The sequence below is a fragment of the Mesorhizobium sp. WSM4813 genome, assembly GCF_055811555.1.
Window position 1 is genome coordinate 1 of the sequence record NZ_JBVVQU010000071.1, and the last position, 21,627, is coordinate 21,627.

Genomic DNA, 21,627 nt, shown 5'->3' on the forward strand with positions numbered 1-21,627 from the left:
GCCATGGCCGCCCCTCGCCTCAGAGAAACGGCTGTTCTCTCTCCAAAGCTTTTTGCAGAACCTTCAGGACATTATCAGACAGGATCCCGCCGGCACCGCGCATGTTTCTGCTTTCGATCGCAACACTGTCAATTCGCCAGAAGAACTAGAATGGACAAAGCACCATATCTCTTATGCACTCTGTCGAGCTTCGAAGCTTATCAACAAGAGACCAGCCATTCATTGATCGAGCGCAAAGTCACCATGCGGCAGCGGCCATGCTATGACATGGGCGGCCGATCTCCAGCTCTGTCACCAAAGCATCTTACGAGAGAGAGTTCTTCGCCTTGAAGCCTCGATCTCCATAGGCATAGGCGTCGGCCATCGGCAAATTGAGGTCGTGCTTGTCGATTTCGTGGGATCGGTGCGGTTCCATGCCGTCGTGCCCAGGTCGGAACCTGCCCAGGACAGCAATCATCCGCAGTTCATGTCGGCTATCAAGGAAGCCATCGCGATCCTGCCCATCGGCCCGCGCGAGAGGATAGCCGGTATTGGGCTGGCGCTGCCGGAAGATTAGGCAGAATTAGAATTGGCGCCATAGGGCTAAAAGGCGGCTTGACGCGCTGCAGTACGAAATCGAGCAGGAGACAGGTTATTTCGGTCTACGTGAAAAATGACATCACGGCGGCCGCCGCAGGCGAAAGCATGTTCGGCGTCGCTAAGAGCATGTCCGACTACCTGTATTTTTATCTCGGTGCCCGACTGCACTGCCGCCTGATCTTGAACCACCAGATCTACAACGCCAACGCGGCCGCCAGCTTCGACGTGGGCATCCTGCGTCTCGACGCGATCCGCCGTGGCGGGGCCTCGACGGATGAACTTTGGCAACGAGGTTCCTCCCGGCCGTCCTACGGAAAAGCCGAGGAGGTCTGGCGTGACGAAGTTTTAGGCCAAATAAAGCAACCGACTGAGGCGCTGTCGCAATTTGTCCCCGTGTCGAGCATAGTCTTGTCATACTATGCGCCGCACAAGGTATGCGAAGAGCTGTGTGCGCAGTTCGCGAAACAACTGCCAGCAATCCGGGCGATCGCCTCCAGCGTCGAATTATCTCCGAAAGCCGTCGGAGCCGCCAGCCTGCCATTCAGTTCGAGGTTCATTGCAGAGTAGCGAACTCAACGCCAAGAAACCGCCGACACGTCAACGCTGAATCGACCTCTCGGGCAAGCTCCCAGACTGCTGGGCGAAGATAGCGTTAGGGCCCTGGCAGGCCGGCCCTCGAGATCGGTCCAGGACCAGCCAATCGACAGGACTGTTCCACATCGCAAAGCATGGAATTGGTGTGGCCGGCGACCTAGAGCCGAGGCGTCGGCATTGCGATCGGACCAAGCGCGTCAAGTGCAGGGGACGACGCCCCGCCATATGGCGGAAACGCAAGGCAGCCCTCCCGGAAGCTCTTTAACGGCTGGCCGAGGCCATGCAAGCCGCGTTCTCGTGATCGGCGCACGCGCTCGAAATCGACAATGACCGGAATTGTCTCGGGGCCGGCGCCAGCTTGGTGAATGATCTCGCCGTCTGGGCCGAAAACCGCGGACCGGCCGTAGCCCATCAGACCATCATCCCCGCCGGTGCTATTGAGGTTGAACACGTAACACTGCTGCTGGGCTGCGCTGGCGCGTGCGATCGCCAACTCGACATCGCGGTCGAGGGTGTTTGTCAGTATTGGATGGAGGACCACCTCAGCGCCCAACCAAGCAAGCGTGCGCATCACCTCCGGGAACCAGATGTCAAAGCAGATCAGCACGCCTATCCGCCCTACGTCGGGTGCGTCGAATACGAGAAAGCCGTTGCCTGCGCTGACGTCACGCTCGTATGGCAGGAAGGGGTAAAGCTTGCGATAGCGTCCGACGACATTGCCATCGGGATCGATGACGATCGTCGTATTGTACACTCTGTCACCGTCACGTTCGTAGAGTGACCCGGGAACGAGCCAGATGCGGTTGCGCCGCGCAAGCTCCCGAAGGCGTTCTTCCGCTGGGCCGGGCAGCTCGACGGCCCGTTCGATAAAAGGACCGAGCGGGACGAGCTCACCGAACAGCATCATGCCAACCCATGGGAAACGCGTCTTGACGGTGGAAATTTCGCAACCGAGGCGGTCGATATTGTCGCCCGCGGGCCATGACGTTTGGCAGGCGGCGATAGCGAACTCAGCCACGTTGTTCCAGCGCTCCTGCTGGCGTACTACCTGCATTTGTCATTGTACTTCCTTGTCCTCGAGTCCGCGCAATGCGTTGATCCGCAGGGCGCGATTGCGAACTCCACGATCATAGTCCGTATTGCGCCCGCGCTTAGGAGCTTGCCCCGCGCTGGTTACGATTCGCAAGAGCGGACCGATCGACAGCACCAGAAGGAATGTAAATTCTGTCTCCCCGTGAGATCCGGCTAGGGTCATCTATATGATTCATGTTGAGCATTACCGTTTCTGCGACGCCAAGTCCACGAGAACGCGCGATACTGCGGATAGACTGCCCAGACCTCGCCTCCACCCAGACGTATCCTTGTTCCTCCAGCTCCCAACTGAAACGGCCTTCGCTGTTCTGGTCGCCTTCGGCCCCAGGCTCGGCTAGACTAGCCGGCAGCCAGCCCGCATAGTCCTGTGCGTTTGGACCATATCCCTCGGGCGGTCTCCATTCGTTCCCAGCACCGTCTGTTACATCCTCGCCGGTCTGAGCGCTACGGTCGTCGAGAACGCCAAGCTGCCTCGGCTGCTGCGGTTTTTCCGGCGCCTCTGGAGGAGCTTCAATTTCTTCCCCGAGGTGCCGCGGTGGCTGGGTTTCCTCAGTCGGCGACCGTAGTTCTGGGTCCAAATCGTCCGGATCATCCGTTTCGGCGACGTCCCAGGGTTGCGCAAGCAAGGCCTCCAGAGAGAAGGCCAGCATACCGCCCCCGAAGGCTATTCCAAGCACATTACGATCGTGTGTGGCCCACCTTGCCTCGGACTTCGCCGCGGCAGCGTTCCCCACCTCTGTAGAGGGAACAGGGCGGCGCATTATCACGTCGTCCCTTCCAGCGCGCACCATGTAGTAACCGCAGCCGTAAACGAAAGCTGCTCCGCCAATGGCTCCTAGCACCGACCCCGAACCGATGGACTGCGAAAAATAAGGGACAGAGCCTGCAACGAAGAGGCCTTCCCCCCAACGCTCGCTCAAATTTCGAAGCTCAACTCTGCCAGTTACAGCCTGCCGTATAGATTTCACTCCGAATATAGCACCACCTAGTGTGTAGGCCCAGTTTACCAAAGGATTTATGCCTTGCAGCGCAGCAGCGACGCCGCCTGGTAGTGTAAACACATACCGTGCACCGGAAACACCGTTGAGCCAGCGACCTGACGTCGTATTGAGGGCGGTGGCGCTTGGGAAAGCGGACTGAGTGAGGAATACTCCTCCGCCGAGCCCAAATCCCACCGCTGCTGCCGTCGCTAGCCAATGCGATGGCGCGGTACTGTAGAGGATGTAGGACGAGGTCGACATGGTGACGAATGTAGCAGCCGAATGCCTGAACTCCTTCCATCTCGCCCTGCTCAATTGCTCCTTAAGCGTGGCCGCCTGTTCGGGCGCCAAGTCCTTCCGGTAGGTCATCCGAAACATCCTCAAATGCTCCACAGACAGCGCGTCCAACTGGAAAGGCGTCAACCAGCCGAATTGCTCCGGGGTGAATTTGCGGAATTGACCTGGGCTCATGTTGTACAGCTGTTGCGCTGTCAGTGCTCTTACCTGCCGGCGCGTCAGCACCCTGATCTGTTGCACAGAGAAGGCTTCTAACTGTTCGCGCGAAAGCGCCTTCAATTGCCGACGCGTGAGCGCGGCAACTTGCGCCAGCGTTAGCTGGCCAACCTGTTCGACCGTCAGGCCGCGTATGTGAGCAAGGCTCAGCGCGGCAATCTCTTCTGTCGATAGCGACCTCAAGCTCTGGGGGCCGAAGGGCGGCACCAGGCTATGCCCTCCCAACGCATCGTGGACTTCCGATCCACCGCTCGTCCGAGGTATAACGATCGTTTCCCTAGCGTTCGGATTAACCTCCGCCGCAAAAGCTCGTGCGCGTTCCGGGCTGACCCCCGCCGCCGCCAGGCCTGCTTCCAACTCCCCCGGAATGATGCTTGCGGTCGCGCTCCGCGTCTGAGACGTCAGATGAACGCCCGACATACCGGAGACTAGTCCAAACGGGCCTGAGACGCGGGACGAACCGGGAACCTGCCGGACTTCCGGCGGACGGAACGTTGTCATCAAGCGCAGAGGCTCGCCGGAAGGCGTAAGCAGAGAATTCGGGAGAGCGTTTGAGGGCGTCGTTTGTTGCATCCGAAACGTCGCGGGAAGGGGCGGCTCCGCGGAAGGGTATGGCTGTCCAGCTGGGTGGTAGGCAGCAGAAAGTGATTCTGGGCCGGATGCTTGCGAACGGGGATTTGTTTCTCCTGCACTCTCTCTGGAGACAAATTGCGACAGGAAAACGCGGACTTCATCGGCTTTTGGGGTTCGAAGAAACTTTGCATCCTGAATTGCAGTGCCCGCCCCTTGACGAAACTGCGCGATTGTCGCGTGCTGGACGGGATCAGCCTGCGCCTCCAATTCACCGAGAAATCGGTCGAACGATGATCGTGCTCCTCTGGGAATTATTGCTGCCGCGCCATCTTGAGCAATTTCCAGCGTATGGGCGAGCCAAGCTGGAACCTCCAGGGTGCCCGCACGCCCGTCCGAGCAAGTGAGTGACATGGGAAGGCGGTTGTCAGTTGCAACGACTGGCGCAATTTCTGGTGCCTCGACTTTCCCCTGTAACCTGCCTTCTATTGAAAAAGCTACCGGTCCAAGCCGCAGCTGCCGCGTTGCCACCGACACGGTATGTCGCGTCGCTGGCGTTGCACCATCTTCGACATGAAGGGATCGATAAATATTCCTGGTCGTCGGCATATAGCGCGATTGTGGCGGTGTGTCTGGCCGTAGGCTGGGAGGCAATATTGATCGAAGCGCTTTTTGGACCTTGTACACCGCTGAGGTGGCCATGCGATCGACACTGATTGGCAATAAGCGCGAGTGATCGTTGAATATCACGTCGAGCAGCAGTGCCTTCGGATCGATTAAATACTCCCGCTTACCGGTCGGCAACGTACGCAGCTGAAATAGGGGCTTACCCGGAATTGCGGAGAGGCGGAACCCACTCTGAATCGGATTGCGCACAAACGATTCGGCAGTTGCACGGTCAACCAAGCCATTGCTGACCATTTCGCGAAGTACATCGATACTGTCTGAAGTTCGATTGTTCACCTCGGCCACGAACTCGGAGGCCAGTCGGTGATCTCCGACCACGAACTGAACCTTTAAACGACCAGTTCCAAATGTCGCCTGTATCTGATCAAAGCTTGGCTGTGAAATGATGTCTCCGGGGCGAAGGAAGTCCTTCACCGCAGCTTCGCGGCGCGTTTCGAAACCAAATCGGGGCAACGTTGCGACCGCTTCGACCAGGCTGGCAAGGGCCGGCGGACGAAGTGTAGCTTTGAATTCCGCCATAACCCGGTCGAAAGGCACTTCCCCTAGGAGTCGGACAAACCCGCCAGCTATTTCCGCTGGCACGCTAAAAAAGTCGCGTTGAGGGGGCGTTAGCGGCACCTCACCAGCTATTAACATGGAATAAGTCACCTCTACGACGCTTGCAGCCCCGTCTGGAGTGCGCTCCACGACGGCTGCTTTTCGCAGAACAGGGTAATACCCTGAGGAGTTGGTGAATAGGCTGCTTTCCCCAATGGGCAGAAGTTCGGAGGCGCGGACTGGAAACGCGGTCTGGGTGGAAGTTGGTGACAGACCGGCCTCTTTGGCCGTGAGATTGCGGTATTCCTGGGGTCGTAGTGAAACCACCGCTTCCTGTGCAAACGTGTTCCGTGCAACGGTAGTGCTGCGATCTGCCATGCTATAACGAGCTGCCCAAACCACATCTGAGTAATTCGTTTTGGTGCCGATACCAAAGCCGGCCGAGAGCATAGTCGGTGATCCCACCCCGACCCCCCCACCGTAAAGACGAACTCGCGCGGAGACGCCAAGACGAATATCCGGTAGAATAGTCCTTATCGCAGAGGCTGGAGGCGTCGGCGCCTCCGGACCGTAACGAAGCGCCATTTCGTGTGTGTTGTGATAACGCAGGTCACGCTGATAACGTTCATAGGTGTAGGATGCCTCCGCAATCCGATCAATATTGCCGAACAGGGTCTCTGAGGTTCGCTGCTCGAACAGATAGCTCGGCCAGCGCGGTTCAGAGCCGCTGCCGCTCGTATAGGACAGATCGCCCGTGTAGCGCGGCGGCAATGTAGCATAGGGCGATGACCGTCCCAAATCATTGCCGACCAAGGTGAACAAGTCGCCCGTCCCTCGTTCAGGCAATTGGGAATAGTGCGGCGATGGCGCCGGCGCGTTAGAGGGCTCGTCTTGTTCCGGCCGCACATGATTTGCTGGATTTTCGCGCGTGACGATCGGGACGCCGTTGTCATGTTGCGCAGGCCGAGGGGCGGCATTTTTCGGCTGCGGACTTTGCTGCCAGGATAAAGGTTCACGCAGCCACGGAATGACGTACGCGCCCGTGTCATCCCTGACGAATTGGAACCGCTGACCAGTGTCAGGCGTGTGGAAAGGAATGAAGACATCTTCCGGGCCGGTCGGACGCGCGCCGCCGAGCAGCCGGGCGGTGATGGGCTGTCCAGAGGGACCTGCAAGCTGCATTGTCCGGCCTGGCATTGTGTCCCGAAAACCGCGATAGCCCATACCGGTGCCGAAGGCACCGGTACCCAAACCCACGAGGGCGTTGGCCAAATCAAGGACCGGCATGTAGCCCGCATTCGCCATCAGGTCATACGCGGAATAACCGAGCAGCGGCGCTCCGGATAAAATGGCGGCTCCGTCCAACCACCGCGCTGCGGTGAACAACGGGTCGCCGTTGCTCATGAGAAGAGCGGCATCGGCTGCACGAGATGCATTGACAGCACCAATGCTGGCAGCCAGCGATCCCCCTGGGGTCATGCCGGCGCGAACGAGGCCAAGATAACGGAAGTAGCTCGACGCCACCGGCAGCAGGGTCGTCACCACTGTGGCGCCTTCCAATAGCGCTTCGATGCTGAGGAGTGACCGGCCATGGTCGCTCAAGTTATCGAGCCTGTCGATGGCACCCGAGCCAAGATAGGTCGCTCCCGCGTAGGCAAGTGGTGCGGTCAAAGGCGCGGTGACGGGTACGAAGACGGCCAATATGGTTGAAATACCTGTGCCCAGACCGACAAGCGGGTCGACAATCCGTTCGGTGGTGCTGCGACCGTCGGCTGCCTGCACCCACTCATAGCCGGCCTCTTCGCCGGCACCCGGCTCGCTTAGCACGCGTGGCACATAGAGCTGGCCATTCTCGGACATCGGGCCGTTCTTCTGGAGGTCTTCAAGATCGCGGTATTTCAAGCCATCCTCAAAGACCAGCCATGATTTGCCGGTTGAACTCTCCACCTGGAATGTCGCCGTCGGACGAACGCCGTTGTCACTGTAGGTGAGCAGGCTGATCTCGACGTTGTCGCCTTCGTCGCCGATCGTGCGGATTTGGTCGGCGACAGGATCGATCACGCTCCGATCGTCGGTGCCCAACGCGATGCCGATCGCCTCTTCCAGGTTGTCACTGATGGTCACTTGTTCCGGCAACTGGCTTTGCCGGTCGGCAAGCGTCCTGCCAGCCGCGTCTGGACTTTGTTCAACAAAGCGTGACTCCAGTTCCAACCAATTGTCCGGGTTGCGACGCTCCTCAAGGGGCACCTCCAGCAGGAAATCTTTCCAGTCGCGGGAGGCTTCCGCCTCAGCCCGGATGTTAGTAATCTCTTCCCGCTCCCCGCCAAGCCGGTCCAGTTCCTGATACGCCGCCTGCCAGGCCTGACCCGTTTCTGTCTCAAGCAGCCGCTCTATTTCAGGGGCGAGATTATCCCCGGTCAGCAGATCGTCGCCATCGCCTGCCGCGATCAGGTCATGGAGCAGAACCAGCTCCGGGTGTTCGGCCTCCAGGCCGGCGCTTTCCGCTCCCAGTGCACTGGAGTGCGCTGTGTTACGCTCATCCATGCTGTCGGCGAGACGGCCCAGGGCATCATTCACGGCATTGTCACCGTTTTCGTGGTCCCAGGCTTCCTGCATTTGCTGTTCGTATACTGCCGCGTAATCGTCGCCGGGAAGCACTGAGGGCTGGGTCGACCGGAAATCGGCCAGATCCGCAGCATCCAGAGCTTGCTCGCGAGCGAGGTTCACCTCGTCAATCTGGAGATCGAGCGACGTGAACAGCGCCTCAGCCACCTCGGGATGCACAAACCGCTGCTCTCCATCGATCGGAACCAGCACCGGTTCCACACCTTCGGGCAAACTACCCGCCAGTTCTTCGGTCGTCCCGCTGCCGAATTGAGCGAGCGACGCCGTAAAGTCATCGCTGGCCTCGGTCAAAGTCTCGCGCGCGCTCTCCAAGCCGTCGCCTTCGTTGGCTCCCTGGAAATCCGCCCACTCCTGGTTAAGCCGCTCTCCGGCGTCGGTACGCCCCTGCTCCAGCCAATAGGAGAGCGGATGGTTCGGCTCAACGGTGAGCAGATCCTCCGACATTCCGGGCAAAATCCCCGGTCCGTCAAGAACCGATGGATCCAGGGTGAGCTGCACCTCCGACATTCCGTCCAAGACCCCCGATCCGTCCAAAACCGATGGATCCAGATAGAGATTGCCGTCCCGTTCAATGACACCGCCATCTTCGATGATATTCTTGGCCTCCAGCTCCCAGTCGTCCTGCTGCAGACCGAAATATTCAGGTGTGTGCTCTTCAAGAAACAGAGCTACTGTGCGCTCCTGGATATCCTCGCCCTGCTGAATGCGCCCTAAGGCGTCACTCAGTGTGCTCCAGGCATTCGCAACGTCGGGATGCACCCAGCGCCCATCAAGATCGACGAGATCGAAGTCGCCAAGATTCAAGTCTAGTCCGTCGAGATTGAGATCGGGGTTGATCTGGATCTGCACAGGGGTCTCGCCGCGCGGAACCAGCGTGCCGTCCCCATATTGCTCGCGCGCGTCCTCAAAGGCCTCCGCAGCCTCGGCGGCAGGGCCCGCAAGCTGTTCTGCGATTAACTCCTGCTGGTCGGCCTGGGCTAGGTAGAACTCATTCAATGCCGGGTTGCGGGCATCGAGCGCGCCGTTCAGGCCAGCACGCGAATGGGCGTCCAATGAGCCTGATAGGCCGCCAGTCAGCTCGCCCCACTGTTGGTCGAACTCCAGGAGTGCCTCTGAACGCCACTCCGGCGACTCCGAAGCATAGGTGAGCTGAACCTCGAGAGGTTCGTCGCGGTTTGCATAGTCGATGCTTACATAGAGTTGGCCGTCCCGCTCAAAGAATCCGTACCCCTCCAGCTCTCCGGTGGGCAGAGTGGCACGGCCGTTATGGTCGAGTTCGTGAATGAATCCATCGGGACGAAAATATTTCTCGTAAAATGGATCGTCGCGAAGAATTTCGATGATCTGCTCGCCAAAATCGAAAAATTGCTCCGCGCGGCCTTCGGCGGTGACCAGATCACCCCACGCCTCGGCCAACTGCTCATTCGCGGGCGCAAGCTCCTGGGCGAATGTCAAATTCTCGAGCAAAGCCTCCAGATTCTCAAGCGTCGTCTCGGCTTCGGTGCGTTCTTCAGTGTCTTCACCGAGCGTGTCTACATACGCATCTTGGTCCTCAATGGTTCGTTCCAGCAAAGGAATCTGGGCATCCGACAACAGACGGCCGGCGGCAGCGCTGTGCTCGCCTGCCTCGGCATAGAGGTCATCGCGGCCCCCATCGGGCGCATCAGCCGCACCCTCTAGGGCGGCCGCTGCCGCTTCGGCCGCGTCCAAGGCCTCAGCCGCCGCATCGCCAGCCGCCTCGGCGATATCCAGTCGCTCCTCCGCCTCTGCGGCGGTGTCGGTTGGCGAGAAATCGACAACCATTCCCTCCGGTATTCCTGCCGCGCGCAGCACGTCTGGCTGGGCGTTGATCACCGCCTCCGCCGCACTCTCGGCAGCGGCATAATTGGGATCAGCAATGTACTGGGCCAGGCGCGCGGACGCCGCGTCGGCCTGCGCCTGCGCTTCAGCCGCCCTGGCGTCCGCGACCTGCTGCGCAATCAGCGCCTCGGCAACGTCGGGATCGACGAGTTCCCCCTCAATCATCACCTTATCGTCGGGAACCACGCCGCCCAGTTCACTATCAGCAGCCCCGCCAGCCCCTGTGCTGTCATCGTCAAGAGCGGCTTCCGTCTCCTCCGCCTGCTGCTGCGCAAGCTCATAGAGCCGCGCCGTCTCGGCCTGCCAAAGTTCAGCCTCGGCGTAGGCGATGACAATCTCCGCTGCCTTAATCGTCTCCGGATCCTCGCTGGCAAGGTCGGCCCGGGCCTCCTCCAACATTTCTCTTAGTGCCTGCTGGTCCGGGCTGTTCAGTTCCTCGAACGTCGGCTCGTCACCTTCTAATTCCGATGTCTCGGGAGCCGGCTCACTGGTATAATTGGCAGGCGCGACATTGGCTGGAACATCGGTCTCGCTCTCATCCTGCTGAAGACTGGCAGGACTGACGAGCGCAATTTCCGGCATTTGGAATGGAACCGCAAACTGCGCCTTCCTACCAGGCCCAAGGGACCCAAACTGCAGCCCCGTAGCGGCACTGCTATCCGAAAACGCTGAGCCGTTTAGCGTATCTCCTGGGGGAGGAGCATCTGCCTCGCCGCGCGCCGCAGTCGTTGCCTGCTCAAAGGCAGCAAGCTTAGCCACCTCAGCAGCCTGCTTGGCGAGATCCGCGGCCTTTAGTGCTCGAACAAGGTCAACAGCGCTCATGGCTTCTTCCCAAGACCAAGGTCACGTAGACTAAACAAAAAAGGCCGTTTGGCTGGCCGCGCCGCTCCACTTCGACGGATCCTTTGTTCATCGGTCATGACTAGACGACGTAGGCAAGCCGGAGTGCCGCAGCAAAACGAACTGCAGTTCACCCGGCCAAGCGGCCGACGCGTTTACTGCCGATCAATTAGGCACCTGCCTACGGCCTCGCGCGCTTAATACAAAATCCATTTGGAATGGCATCGTTAAGCAGCCCGATCGAGACCTTCGAGTGCGGCCCTGGGCACCATCACCCTGCTAAGGTGTTGATGCAGCTGAAAAACCAGAAAAATTAAACGCTTATGGCTACCCGAGTGCTACACACAGGTGGAGATTGGCCGCAACATTGGGGTATACCCCCCGCGTGACGTAACGCGCTAAAGTCGGCAGGCGTAACATCTGGGCCGCTGGCGACCGTTTGTGACAGTCAGCAATCGGACCTAAAGCCTAATGTGACAAGCCCGACCGGCCGCGACCTGCCGTGTTGGCTAGTGTCAGCGATGCATGAAGGGCGGCATTCATCCTGCCCCGACAGGACCGGCTTTAGATTGGGAAGGACGGTTGGCGTTCCTACAGGAAGGCTGAACATACGGGTTTGAACTGACACCGGCAGCGCGGATCGGCCACCTCATTGATCCCTCAGTTGCGTCTGAAGAGATAGGGTCAGCCTCGCCAGCTTTTCGCCATTCTCGTCCCGGATTTCGATGAATATTTGCTGGCCGTCGCAATCTCTGAGGAATTGTCTGGTCAAGTCGATCAGTCCTTGCATGGCCTCACGACGAGCCGCCTCGATCCCAGCACATTCGATGCCTACTTCATCTTTGATGACCGCATCGCTGTCACCGCTGTCAAAGAAATATCTCGCCATCGAGCCTACCTCAGCCCTCACAACGTTTTCGCGTTCCTTTGGTGCAGGTAGGTCGTGTCAAAATCTCCTGCTTGAACGAGCCCAGCCCAGTCGACCGCATGAACTCGCGAGCCCTCGTTGAATATAAGACCGTTTCGTCGAAGTTCCTGAAGCGTCCGGTTCACGTGCACGGTAGATAAGCCCAATGCGTCGGCAAGTGTTGCCTGCGTGATCGGAAGGTCCGCCACATGGTCCTTAATGCATCCGATAGAGTGTAGGCGGACGATGAGTTCGCACAGAAAGTGAGCCATACGAGCATAGGCGTCGCGCCGTCCGACGTTGGTGACCCACTCTCGATATATGGCTGCGTCGATCACCGTCGAACGCCAAAACACAGTCGCTATGGAAGCATGTTGGTCGCAGATGGCTCGCAGAGCATCGTGCCGCATGAAGCCCAGACTGGCGCGCGTGAGAGGTGAGAAGGTGCAATCCAGAACCGAGAGATGCATTCCGTGGAGATCGGGAATATCTCCCGGAACAAAAAACGACGTGATCTGCCGTTTGCCTTCGCCGGTAAATTTGGTGGATCCCACCAAGCCGTCCAAGACGACAAATGAATGGATGGGGCGATCTCCCTCGCTCACGATGTCCTGATTGGCGTTATAGTCCCTCTTCAGTAGTGGGATGTTTTCCAAAACCGCAATCTCTGACTGGCTGAGATCGGAGATGTTCTGGAGCTTACGGATCAAAACATTAGGGGAAGGGACATGTGCCAAATTATGTGACCAGTTGAGTTACCTGCCCAACTTCGTTCAGGCGCTAATGTTCCCGATGTCATTTGGCGAGCGGGCCTGCTGCGAAGGGCGAGAACTCAGATACGGCGCCTACGGCGGCGGTTCCGGCGGCCTCAGCCGTCCTTGATGGCCTTCGCCTCTCGTATCCGCGGGGACCAATTCGTCCCAGCAGCGAGATCAACTCCATCGCCTGCGCCTGAGTGATGCCCGGTCTACTCCAGAAGCTTCCCTACCGCATTCTCCAAACGAACAGTCTGCCGGGCGGCAACTGAATCCCCTGCTGAATTTGCTGCTGCGTCGGGCACTCCCGCATTGAGGCGCTCGAGCCCAAGAAGAGCCATGGTGCCGGGCCGCCTGCGCCGAGCATTGCGGAAAGGAGTACCTCGGAATTGAGCTCCCATTCATTGCATTGCGTGGGGAACCATCCTGACCCCAAAACCTTTCCAGAGTGGTGGTACAGGGTGATTTGTCTGATGATGTCCGGAGAAATTGAACGGGCAAGCAGTGCTCGTTGCCAACGTCAGGCGCCAGTTGGGCTCCGAGGCGACAAGGCGTTTTGCGGGCTCGTCGCCGACGTCCGGATCCATCCCGACCTCCCGGATCACCTCAAACGGTTACTCGAGCGACTGGAGCACGCAGAAAAGCGGTCTTAAGTAACCATTTCCCGCGCGGCTCTTGCCATCAATCTGAGGTTGGACGACGTAGTAGTTGCGGGGCTCATAGCTGGTGTTTGCCGCTTGCCTGCGATGGACCGACGATTGATGCCCGGCAAAAATACCGAAGACCATGGCTAGCTAGGTTCCCCATTCAAGCTCCAATGAGATCGCGCGGGTCAATAACGTCAGTAAATCCCCACGGCAATGACGAGGATGATCCCGATAACCGCCAAGGCCATGACCGCGACCACTGCGACCTCAAACAGGCCGCCGCCGTTCCTTAAGTGGTCCATCATTTTTCGCACCTCCAGTATGCCCCCACCTGTTTTTTCTTTTCCTCTCAAGGAAAGACTGCGATCTGTTACAGCGGAATCACAAATGTTAGGGGCGAGTAAAAACCGTCCTGAAATCCTAGTTAACTCCGAAGGCGAGGTTCTTCCCAAAGCAAGCATCGCGACGGTTGAAAAGCTGAGCAGTCAGAGTGCGAAACAGGCCCGCCCTGTCCAACCGCCCGGGGCTGGTCTCGCAGCACACGGAGGCAACCCCCGATAGCGGCACTCGCCATGGGAGGGAAATGCGCGCCGTGCTTCCGAACCTTCAGCCCGTCGGGACGTTCCGTGCAAAAAGTCCGCCGGGCGTTCAGGCTAGCCGCTGAGTAAAAGCGAAACAGGAGCGGGTGCTCGGGAACAAAGTTCGCGGCAGAGAGTTAAGAGGGCCGTGTCAGCGGGCGACTAACTCAAAATGCTCCTTGCGGTGAATAATGCGATCTCGACAGCTGTTCTGGCTGATAGGAGCGCGAATGCAGAAGTTTTTGGTGTGATAGACCTCACCAACAAAACTGAGGCGAAAATCGGTCCCATCAGCTTGGGAATGGCCATTCAGTTCGTCGCCAACGCCTCGGTGCTTGGATATGACGTAGGGGGCGCGATGATCTTCTACGGCGAGCCGGGCACGCCGAGCCTAAGGGCGAAAGAGTGCGAGCGATTGTGGGCGCAATTTGGCGGCGCTCTTCTTCGACCGTAACCGTCTTTGCCTTCGATCCGCGTCTTGGTCGCGCCAGTGCATACGGCTTGGGCAAAGCGACGCTCGTGCGATTGCCGAACTAGGCTTCAAACGACTGCGGAGTCGGGAGCCGAATTCATTGAGACACTATCGAACCTCCTGAGCTTCTGCAGGCAGGTCATGGTGCGCCGGACTTTTTCAGCCCTTGCCGGGGAGCAGCGGAATCTGGCGTTCCTTTGGAACCGGCAGAATCGAGGCGCCGCTATCATAGGTAATTGCGTGCCGGACGTGATTTGACCATTTGCTGGCCGCAGTAACTTTTCAAGAGAGAACGTCATGCCATATCCAGGTCGATTTTTGGGGCCGAGCGAAATTGAGATGCTCGCCCAGGTTTTTCAGACAGTCTGCAAAGAGCGCGGCGTTTCCCATCTTTCGCAAGAAGGGGAGCGCTTAGCTTCGCGTTTGCTCAAGCTGTTTATGAACGGCTTGACCGGGGAGGACGAATTGCTCGACGCTGAGAGGAACCGAGCTCGACGGCCTAACCGGTCGTTCCAGCAGGTTTCTGCCGGTCACGCAGGGACGAGGGAGGCCGCATGAATACCGAACAGGGCTGGTAAATCGTAAGCCTCCGGTGAGGCCCGGTGAGGTCCGGTGAGGGCCGCGACCGATTCGTGATGCGTGGCTGGCTCCGGCTCTTGGAAGCCCGCCTTGCCGAGAGCGGCGTTTGGTGAGCTTTTGCATCCGGGTGATGATTTCGTCTTCAGCGACACGCTCGGGATCGAACAGGCGTCCGTGCCAGCGTTTGAGTTCGCGATGCTGCTCGTGCGATGGATCGGCGATGGCGTCGAGGAACAGTTCGAAGCCGGGGATGCCGCCAACATCTTCTGGTGGAGCGCGACAGGCGCCGTCCATGTATCGGGGATATTCGAGAGCTGGATCGGCGTCAGCGATCGCCTCGATCGTGACCCTATGCCGCCAGTCGTCGCCGAAGTCGTAGGTATAAGCAAGTTTGGTGATGCCCGATCGACGAGCGCGCCGAGCCGCATGGTCTTGGCGGAATAGGTTCTGTCGCGCATGTTGTCCCATTCGGGATTGGGGATGGCATAGCGCTTTCCGTCTGCCCGGAACTCGAAGAGGTGATAGTCGTCGAACGGCATGGCCGCCTGGATGACGTCGTGCAGCGCTTTGAGCGCTGCCGTCATCGGCACCTCGACGCGCCGCCAGATGGCGGGCTGCCAGTCATCGAGCTGGATCTTGATACGGGCGATGCGATCGACGTTGCTCATGCCGCCAATCTTGCAGATTGCGCCTTCCAGTTCCACGGCAGGAGATCGGTCAGCCGGTTCTGCGGCGTATCGGCGATGCGAGCGAGCACGTCGGCAAGCCAAGCCTGCGGGTCGACGTCGTACATGACGGCGACGCGCTGGGCGCCTCGGTCTGAACCGGCGAAGAGCCATGCGTTGCGGCTCAGCGCCAAGCCTGGCTTTGCCGCAGTCGCATTCGACGAGCGTTCTTGGCTGTCTTTTGCGCCGACACCCGCACTCCTAAGCACTCCATAAGCAAACTGATATCGAATGCCGAGAGTGCGAGCGATCTCGGCCGTGGTCATGCCCGATTTCGCCAGTTCGCGGATCTTTTCGGATCTGCTCATCCCTACAACGCCGAGCGGTGATGTGATGCGCGGGAGTAGGGCGACATCGCTGTCTGGGGTGCGGATCGTCGCCAACGTGCGGCTCAATTACTTTTTTGCTTTGCGCCATCCCGCCGAACGCGCCTCCGCCTCGCTACAGAACCAGCGCTCGCCCTTCCCCGTCGAGATCGCCGTCCTGCTGTAATATTTCTGTCCCGGCATGTGATAGATGCGCTCACCGGTCGAACTGATGTTTCCTTTGATATTGCAGGCGGTTCCCAAATTGAGCAGGGAAACGACCGAGGAAGTTCCCCCGTTATTCGAGTCGCTATGATCGGCGCGCCAATCCCAAGGCGCCTGAAACGTTCCGACCCATAGGCCGATCTTTGCCGCCTCGGCTTTCGCCTGCTGCCCGGCATAGGCTCCATTGCTGTATCGAGGCCAATCTATGGCTTGCCCATGCTCGACGAGCCAAGCTGCAACATTTGCACCGTCGGCGCGCAAACAGTCGCCGACGTATCGGCCGTATCGATCCCACGAAATGAAGGTGCATTGTACCGGCCTGGAGACGGCTAGGAACGAGTCGAGCGCGGCAGCGGCTTTCGCCCCGCACTGATAGCGAAAACCCCTGGCATCGTCGCATTGCTGGGCAGATTCCGGCGCGTCGATCCCATTGAAGCGAATTCTTTGGCCGTGGATTTCGACCGTATCCCCGTCGATTACCGACGCCACACCTGTGATCGGTGCGGGGGTCGGCCCAATCCAATTAGATGCGGCGAGATGAACGCCTTCGCCGTTCTGTAGCACGTACTGCGTGATAGCAGCGGCGACAGCAGCCACGGTTACGAGAACCAGCCGCATTGGCACGGCCGACCGCCGCCCCCTCGACCGATATCGCCTTGTCCCACCCATACGGCGGATATGATCACAAATACCGGGAAACCGCCATCGTCGGCACCAACGAGATGGTCCCCCTTCACGCCGCCTTTCTGGCAGCCGCCCTGAATGGATGATCGATGGCGTACGCATCTGGGCGGATACGCCGCTCAACCTGCGTCCATGTCACGGGATGGGCGATCGGGAAACCGGGTCGGGCTCGTGGGGAGAAGGCTCCGACCGCTGTGTTGCCGCGGCCGTTGCGGAGGTAGTCGATGAAGATGCGGCCTTTTCGGGCTGCAGGGGCAGCTGACAGCAGATAACGATCCGGACGGATTTCAACGAGGCGGTCGGCAAGCGACCGGGCCAAAAGCCGAGCGCTGTCGTGCGTGATCCTGGTCTCAAGCGGGGCCATCAAGTGAATGCCTTTGCCGCCGGTCACCTTCGGCCAGCTCTCCAAACCCTCCGCTTCCATGATGTCGCGCAGAGCCAGCGCGGTCTCAATAACCTCACTCCATTCGATCCCCTCGCCGGGGTCGAGATCCAGTACAATGTGGTCGCAATGCTCGATGTCCTCGACGGTAGCATTCCACGGGTGCAGCTCTACAGCATCCATCTCGACCAGCCCCAGCAAGCCAGCGAGGTCATCCACCCAGACGCGGACGCCTTCGCCACCCTCGCGTTTCTGGACGCGAAGCTGATGCACGGCAGAGGGGGTCTTCGGCAGATCGCCCTTGTGGAAGAACGTGGCCCCACGGGTATGGCGAACCAGCTTGAGAGGTCGACGGCCCAGATGGACGAGTGCTCGGTCGGCCACCTTCTCCCAGTAGCCCGCAAGCGCTTCCTTGGAGGGGGACACCGCATCGGGTAGCAGTTGCAGGATGTTCTCGCGGGGGACCCCATGTTCTCGGGCTGCTTCTCGTCGCTTTGATGGAGCAGGAGGCTTGGCCGGGATCGCCACGAGGTCTTCACGCAAGCCCTTGAACACTGCCTCGCGCAGCACACCGCGATCAGTGACGCCGCTGAACTGCACCTCGGCCAGCACATCTGGTCTGACCCATGTCGCCTTCGGCTTCACGATCGGCTCTGACAGGGGTGACTTGCCGATGATGAGCGGGTCAAGCCGCTCTCGAACTGACTGCGCTACGCTTAAGGTGTAGCCGCTGCGGGCCTTGCCAGCGTAGAGCAGGCGATCGCCTTCCCAGCGGCCTATGTAAAGCGACGCAATCCGGCGCGGCTGAGCGCCGAGTTTTTCGACGAAAGCCACAATGGGAAAGGTGTCACTCTTGATGCACTTCACCTTGACCCAACTGCCCTGGGCGCCCGAGCGATAGGGGGCATTCGCGCGTTTGCAGACGATCCCTTCCAAACCCATCCGGCAGGCATGTTCGAACACGTCCTTGCCGCTCACGTCCAAATGCTCGGCATAGGTCAGCGTTGGAGCCGTCTCCTTCAAAAGCTTGTCTAGCGCGGCCTTCCGCTTCGCCAGAGGCAGTTGCCGAAGGTCGCGGCCGTTGAGGTGCAGAAGGTCGAACGCATAGAAGATGACCTTCGCCGAGTCTGGGTTACCCAATTCCCGCTCCAAGGCTTGGAAGTCCGGCAGCCCGGTCTCGCCGAGGACAACAGCCTCGCCATCGATGATCGCTGCCTTGACCGGCAGGCCCGCTGCTGCCTCGACAATTCTCTTGTATCGATGCGACCAGTCGTAGCCGCGACGCGTGAAGGCCCTTGCTGTACCGCTCTCTATGATCAGCTCGGTGCGATAGCCGTCGTACTTGATCTCGTGAAGCCATTCGCTGCCCGCAGGCGCCTTCTCGACCAGCGTGGGCGACTGAAACTCAACGAAGGAAAGGCGACCATCCCCGGCCTTGAACCTCATGACACACTCCTGAACCTTCGCATCAACCCTCCTGCAGTTGAAGAGGTTCCAGAACAGAGCCGACCGGGGAGGCCACGGGGTAATCGGGCGTTCCGATGGCCCGATCCCCCGCAGCAATTTCAATCAAAAGTTCGTGACCCTCCAGTCTTTGTACGATTGGATACATTGCTTATGCCTTTTCGGTTCTGACTGCGGCGGGGGCTGAGGACGATCAGGTGGAACACGGGCCGTCTCGCACGGCCAAGGAACTGGTTCGACTGGCGCTCCGAGACGCCCAGCTTGGCCAGGTCGTTTCCATAAAGGCAACCATCGCTGCGGTCCCCCAAAACGGTCCTGATCTGAGCGAGACAACAGGCCAGCTTACCGAACTCATCGTATTTGAGGCCGTATTCCTCGTTGTTCGTTGCCTTCGACCAACACGAATGTTCCGCGCCTATCTCCTCTCCAATGGTTCTCCCCGCCGGTCTCTATAAGGTCCAGCCGCTCCGGCATCATCTATCATTGCAACGATATCGAGGGTGCCGCCTTGGAATTCCTGAAGTGGACCACGTTCTATGTGGCACCGCGCAGTGCAACCCTGCATGGACGCGATGATCGATCAGGTGAACCTCACAAAACCCATCGGCTAGAGAACGGCAGGTCATCCGGTTAGGCGGCTTGCGAAATCAGAACGATCCGGCCGGTGGCTAGACGAGGGCTAAATTCATAACGGCGGGAGTCGAAGCAAGGCTGTCGTAGTACAAAGCAGACTTTTCTGCTCTGGTCGTAAATCGCTCAGCCAATTGACGTCCGTGGCCACGAAAGACCACAAGGTATCCCCCGGTTGGCCGCGGCGGCCGATCAATTTCGTCAGCTCACGGAATGGCTCGATCTGGTGCGCAGGAAAAGGCGAGTTCGGAACCGTGAAGCAAGAGGACCGGCGGTCATGCGGTCGGCGCTTTGGCCCGGGCTTCATGTGGAAAGGCATTGCCGGACAAATGGTCCGGACCTATTAGAGCCGCCAATATTTCCGCAGCGGTAAGTATTGTAACCATGCTAGAGAAATGAGAACGCTGGCCTGTCTTTACCACGACCCAATACTGCGAGTGTAGTACCAGCGGAGATACTGTGCTGTCAGTTATCGCGGCTACTGCTACTCCTCGACGCGTTAAATGCTGAACCAGCCCAAGTACAGTGGCAGCGCTACGTCCGGGACCGATGACAAGGAACGCATCCCCTGCCCCTCCACGCCGGACAAGGTCGATAGAACGTTTGTCCTCCGAATCGACCAGATATGCTTCTCTGCCGAGCTGCCCAATTGCACGGTGAAAATGGTGAGCAATTATCCCAGCGGGCTCAAGACCAAGGCAAAAGACACGTCGAGCCTGTGCGAACCTGGTGGCCATCCTGGCAAGTTGACCGGCGCTGGCCCGCTCAGCCAATGCTGACACATCCATTGCTATCGCATCCACGAGGACATCGGCAGTTAGGCCGCCCGCCTGATCAACGAGCGCCTCGGGAGGAGACCAACTCTTTCGGCAATCTCGAAGGACCGCGGCACAGGCCTCTCGAATCTCTTCGTATCCCTCTAGTCCTAACCAGTTGGCGAGTCTTGCCATCGTCGAGTGGGAAACCCCCACCCTACGCGCCTGTTCTCGCATAGACACAAGTGCAACATCTTCCGGATAATTCAGAACATACTGCGCCACCACCTGAAGCTTGGGCGGCATCAATGCGAACTCGGACAGCAGCAAATTACTGAATGAGCCCATTTCCATATTCGCAACCCTTTGACTTTGACCAGCCGGCCGGTCGGCGACTTCAGACTTAGTGCCAGCTGTACTGTTGGAGCAGATCTGGTTTCCTCAGCATAAAACAGCGCCGGAGCGGAGCGAGGTTAAGTGTTGTTTAGAGATGTTTCTGTCGGTGCGGCTTCCTCGAGAAGGCGCCTGCGACGTACAGCAATATAAAAACACAAATGGCGAGATGACACGCTGAGCCGATCTGCGGAGAATGGTCGCTCGGTTGCTGACCCGTTTTCAGGTGGTTCTCCCATGTTGTCACTTGTCCGTCTCTCCGAATTCTGCGGCACATGTTCGAAGGCTGGTTGGCAGGATAGTTGGGCTATGCGCTCGCGCCCGTCGCACGCTTTGTGTCGGCCCTCCGGAAATGGGCGAGCAGATGTACGTTCACAGGGGCCGGTGACTCGAGCGCAACGGAATGGCCGGTGCTTTCCACCACGACGCAGCTGCCGTCGGGCGCTGCTTCGGCAATGTTCTTGGACAGTGCGACCGAATATGCATGATCCTCAGCGCCGGCGATTGCCACGATTGGCATGACGACGTCACGCAGTTCGTCAATCACACCGCGCCGTTCGACAACGGCATGCGCGGCGTCGCCAATCGTGCGCGGCATCGCAGCCAGGTGTGCTCGCCAGCGCGAGCGAAGCCCTGCCTTCGCGGGATCAGACAAGCTAGTATCTCCGAACATGATGTGCATCAGGCTGTCGACCACCGCCGCGCCACCATTGGCTTTAAGCGCCTCGACGAGCGGCCGAAACTCCTGCGCTTTGTGTTCATGCTCCGATGAAGACCCAAGAACTGCCACCGACCGGACCAATTCGGGTCGACGAGCGGCTAGCCGCATGGCGACAAACCCTCCCATTGAATTGCCGACTACATGAGCGGGTCCGAGACCCAACCGCTTGATCAGCTCCGCGGAGTCTTCCGACAACGTGTCCATATCATAGTCGCCATCATAGGGATGCGAGCTATGTCCGTGACCCCTCTGGTCATAGGCAACGACGCGGTAGGATCGGGAAAAGGCCGCGATCTGATGCTCGAACATTTTATGGTCCAAGAACAACGAGTGCGCCAGCAGGATAGCGGGTGCTGTTTTGTCGCCACTTTCTTCGTAATACAATTCGGTGTTATTGACGTTTACTCTCGGCATGTAACCCGCCCTGCTCTCGCTAAGGATGATTTCGCCCCTGCGTGGACGTCACATACTTATGTCAGGCACTACTCTAGCCTGCGGCGCTGCCGACTGAATGACCGAAACTGCCAT

General features: G+C 59.1%; 13 protein-coding genes and 2 pseudogenes. 4 read left to right on the plus strand and 11 right to left on the minus strand.

Features of this window, described 5'->3' with window-relative positions; genetic code table 11:
• From AC0L25_RS28550 to AC0L25_RS28560, 3 genes are all read left to right on the plus strand, one after another.
• Positions 1-226: hypothetical protein (locus tag AC0L25_RS28550; RefSeq protein ID WP_473598539.1), on the plus strand; the 226-nt coding region annotated here is incomplete at its 5' end.
• Positions 227-262: 36 nt separating this feature from the next.
• Complete coding sequence (locus AC0L25_RS28555; protein ID WP_473598540.1) at positions 263-556, plus strand: hypothetical protein; 294 nt, start codon at positions 263-265, stop codon at positions 554-556.
• Between the two features lie 89 nt (positions 557-645).
• Positions 646-1,146, plus strand: coding sequence for a hypothetical protein (locus tag AC0L25_RS28560; RefSeq protein WP_473598541.1), 501 nt, complete (start codon positions 646-648; stop codon positions 1,144-1,146).
• A 184-nt stretch (positions 1,147-1,330) separates the two neighbouring features.
• Here the strand turns inward: AC0L25_RS28560 and AC0L25_RS28565 are convergent, their stop codons facing one another.
• The 4 genes from AC0L25_RS28565 to AC0L25_RS28580 all read right to left on the minus strand — a co-directional run bounded on the left by AC0L25_RS28565 (position 1,331) and on the right by AC0L25_RS28580 (position 12,494).
• Positions 1,331-2,227, minus strand: a complete 897-nt coding sequence (locus tag AC0L25_RS28565; protein WP_473598542.1) for a carbon-nitrogen hydrolase family protein — start codon at positions 2,225-2,227, stop codon at positions 1,331-1,333.
• A gap of 97 nt (positions 2,228-2,324) precedes the next feature.
• Complete coding sequence (locus tag AC0L25_RS28570) at positions 2,325-10,859, minus strand: hypothetical protein (RefSeq protein ID WP_473598543.1); 8,535 nt, start codon at positions 10,857-10,859, stop codon at positions 2,325-2,327.
• 667 nt (positions 10,860-11,526) lie between these two features.
• Positions 11,527-11,766 (minus strand): DUF6894 family protein, encoded by a 240-nt coding sequence (locus AC0L25_RS28575; RefSeq protein ID WP_473598544.1) that lies wholly within the window; start codon positions 11,764-11,766, stop codon positions 11,527-11,529.
• Positions 11,767-11,783: 17 nt separating this feature from the next.
• A complete protein-coding gene (locus tag AC0L25_RS28580; protein ID WP_473598545.1) occupies positions 11,784-12,494 on the minus strand; it encodes a Crp/Fnr family transcriptional regulator in 711 nt (236 codons plus the stop codon).
• A gap of 1,442 nt (positions 12,495-13,936) precedes the next feature.
• On the opposite strand from AC0L25_RS28580, the gene AC0L25_RS28585 reads away from it, so the two are divergent.
• On the plus strand, positions 13,937-14,218 hold the full coding sequence (locus AC0L25_RS28585) for a hypothetical protein (RefSeq protein WP_473598546.1): 282 nt from the start codon (positions 13,937-13,939) through the stop codon (positions 14,216-14,218).
• A gap of 429 nt (positions 14,219-14,647) precedes the next feature.
• On the opposite strand, the gene AC0L25_RS28590 is transcribed toward AC0L25_RS28585, so the two are convergent.
• The 7 genes and pseudogenes from AC0L25_RS28590 to AC0L25_RS28620 form a co-directional block, all read right to left on the minus strand.
• On the minus strand, positions 14,648-15,283 hold the full coding sequence (locus AC0L25_RS28590; RefSeq protein WP_473598560.1) for a plasmid pRiA4b ORF-3 family protein: 636 nt from the start codon (positions 15,281-15,283) through the stop codon (positions 14,648-14,650).
• A pseudogene (locus tag AC0L25_RS28595) lies at positions 15,274-15,483 on the minus strand (plasmid pRiA4b ORF-3 family protein); the annotation flags it as partial. The gene AC0L25_RS28590 and the pseudogene AC0L25_RS28595, both read right to left, overlap by 10 nt.
• Positions 15,480-15,695: pseudogene (locus AC0L25_RS28600) on the minus strand (transposase domain-containing protein); the annotation flags it as partial. The pseudogenes AC0L25_RS28600 and AC0L25_RS28595, both read right to left, overlap by 4 nt.
• Before the next feature lie 240 nt (positions 15,696-15,935).
• Entirely contained in the window at positions 15,936-16,688 is a 753-nt protein-coding gene (locus AC0L25_RS28605) for a thermonuclease family protein (RefSeq protein WP_473598547.1), read from the minus strand.
• Between the two features lie 115 nt (positions 16,689-16,803).
• Positions 16,804-18,582 carry a DNA ligase D gene (ligD, locus tag AC0L25_RS28610; RefSeq protein WP_473598548.1) on the minus strand — a complete coding sequence of 593 codons (1,779 nt, stop codon included), beginning with the start codon at positions 18,580-18,582 and terminating at the stop codon, positions 16,804-16,806.
• A 923-nt stretch (positions 18,583-19,505) separates the two neighbouring features.
• Positions 19,506-20,339: a MurR/RpiR family transcriptional regulator gene (locus AC0L25_RS28615; RefSeq protein ID WP_473598549.1), complete on the minus strand. Its 834-nt coding sequence runs from the start codon at positions 20,337-20,339 to the stop codon at positions 19,506-19,508.
• 346 nt (positions 20,340-20,685) lie between these two features.
• Positions 20,686-21,513 carry an alpha/beta fold hydrolase gene (locus AC0L25_RS28620; RefSeq protein ID WP_473598550.1) on the minus strand — a complete coding sequence of 276 codons (828 nt, stop codon included), beginning with the start codon at positions 21,511-21,513 and terminating at the stop codon, positions 20,686-20,688.
• Between the last annotated feature and the right edge of the window lie 114 nt (positions 21,514-21,627).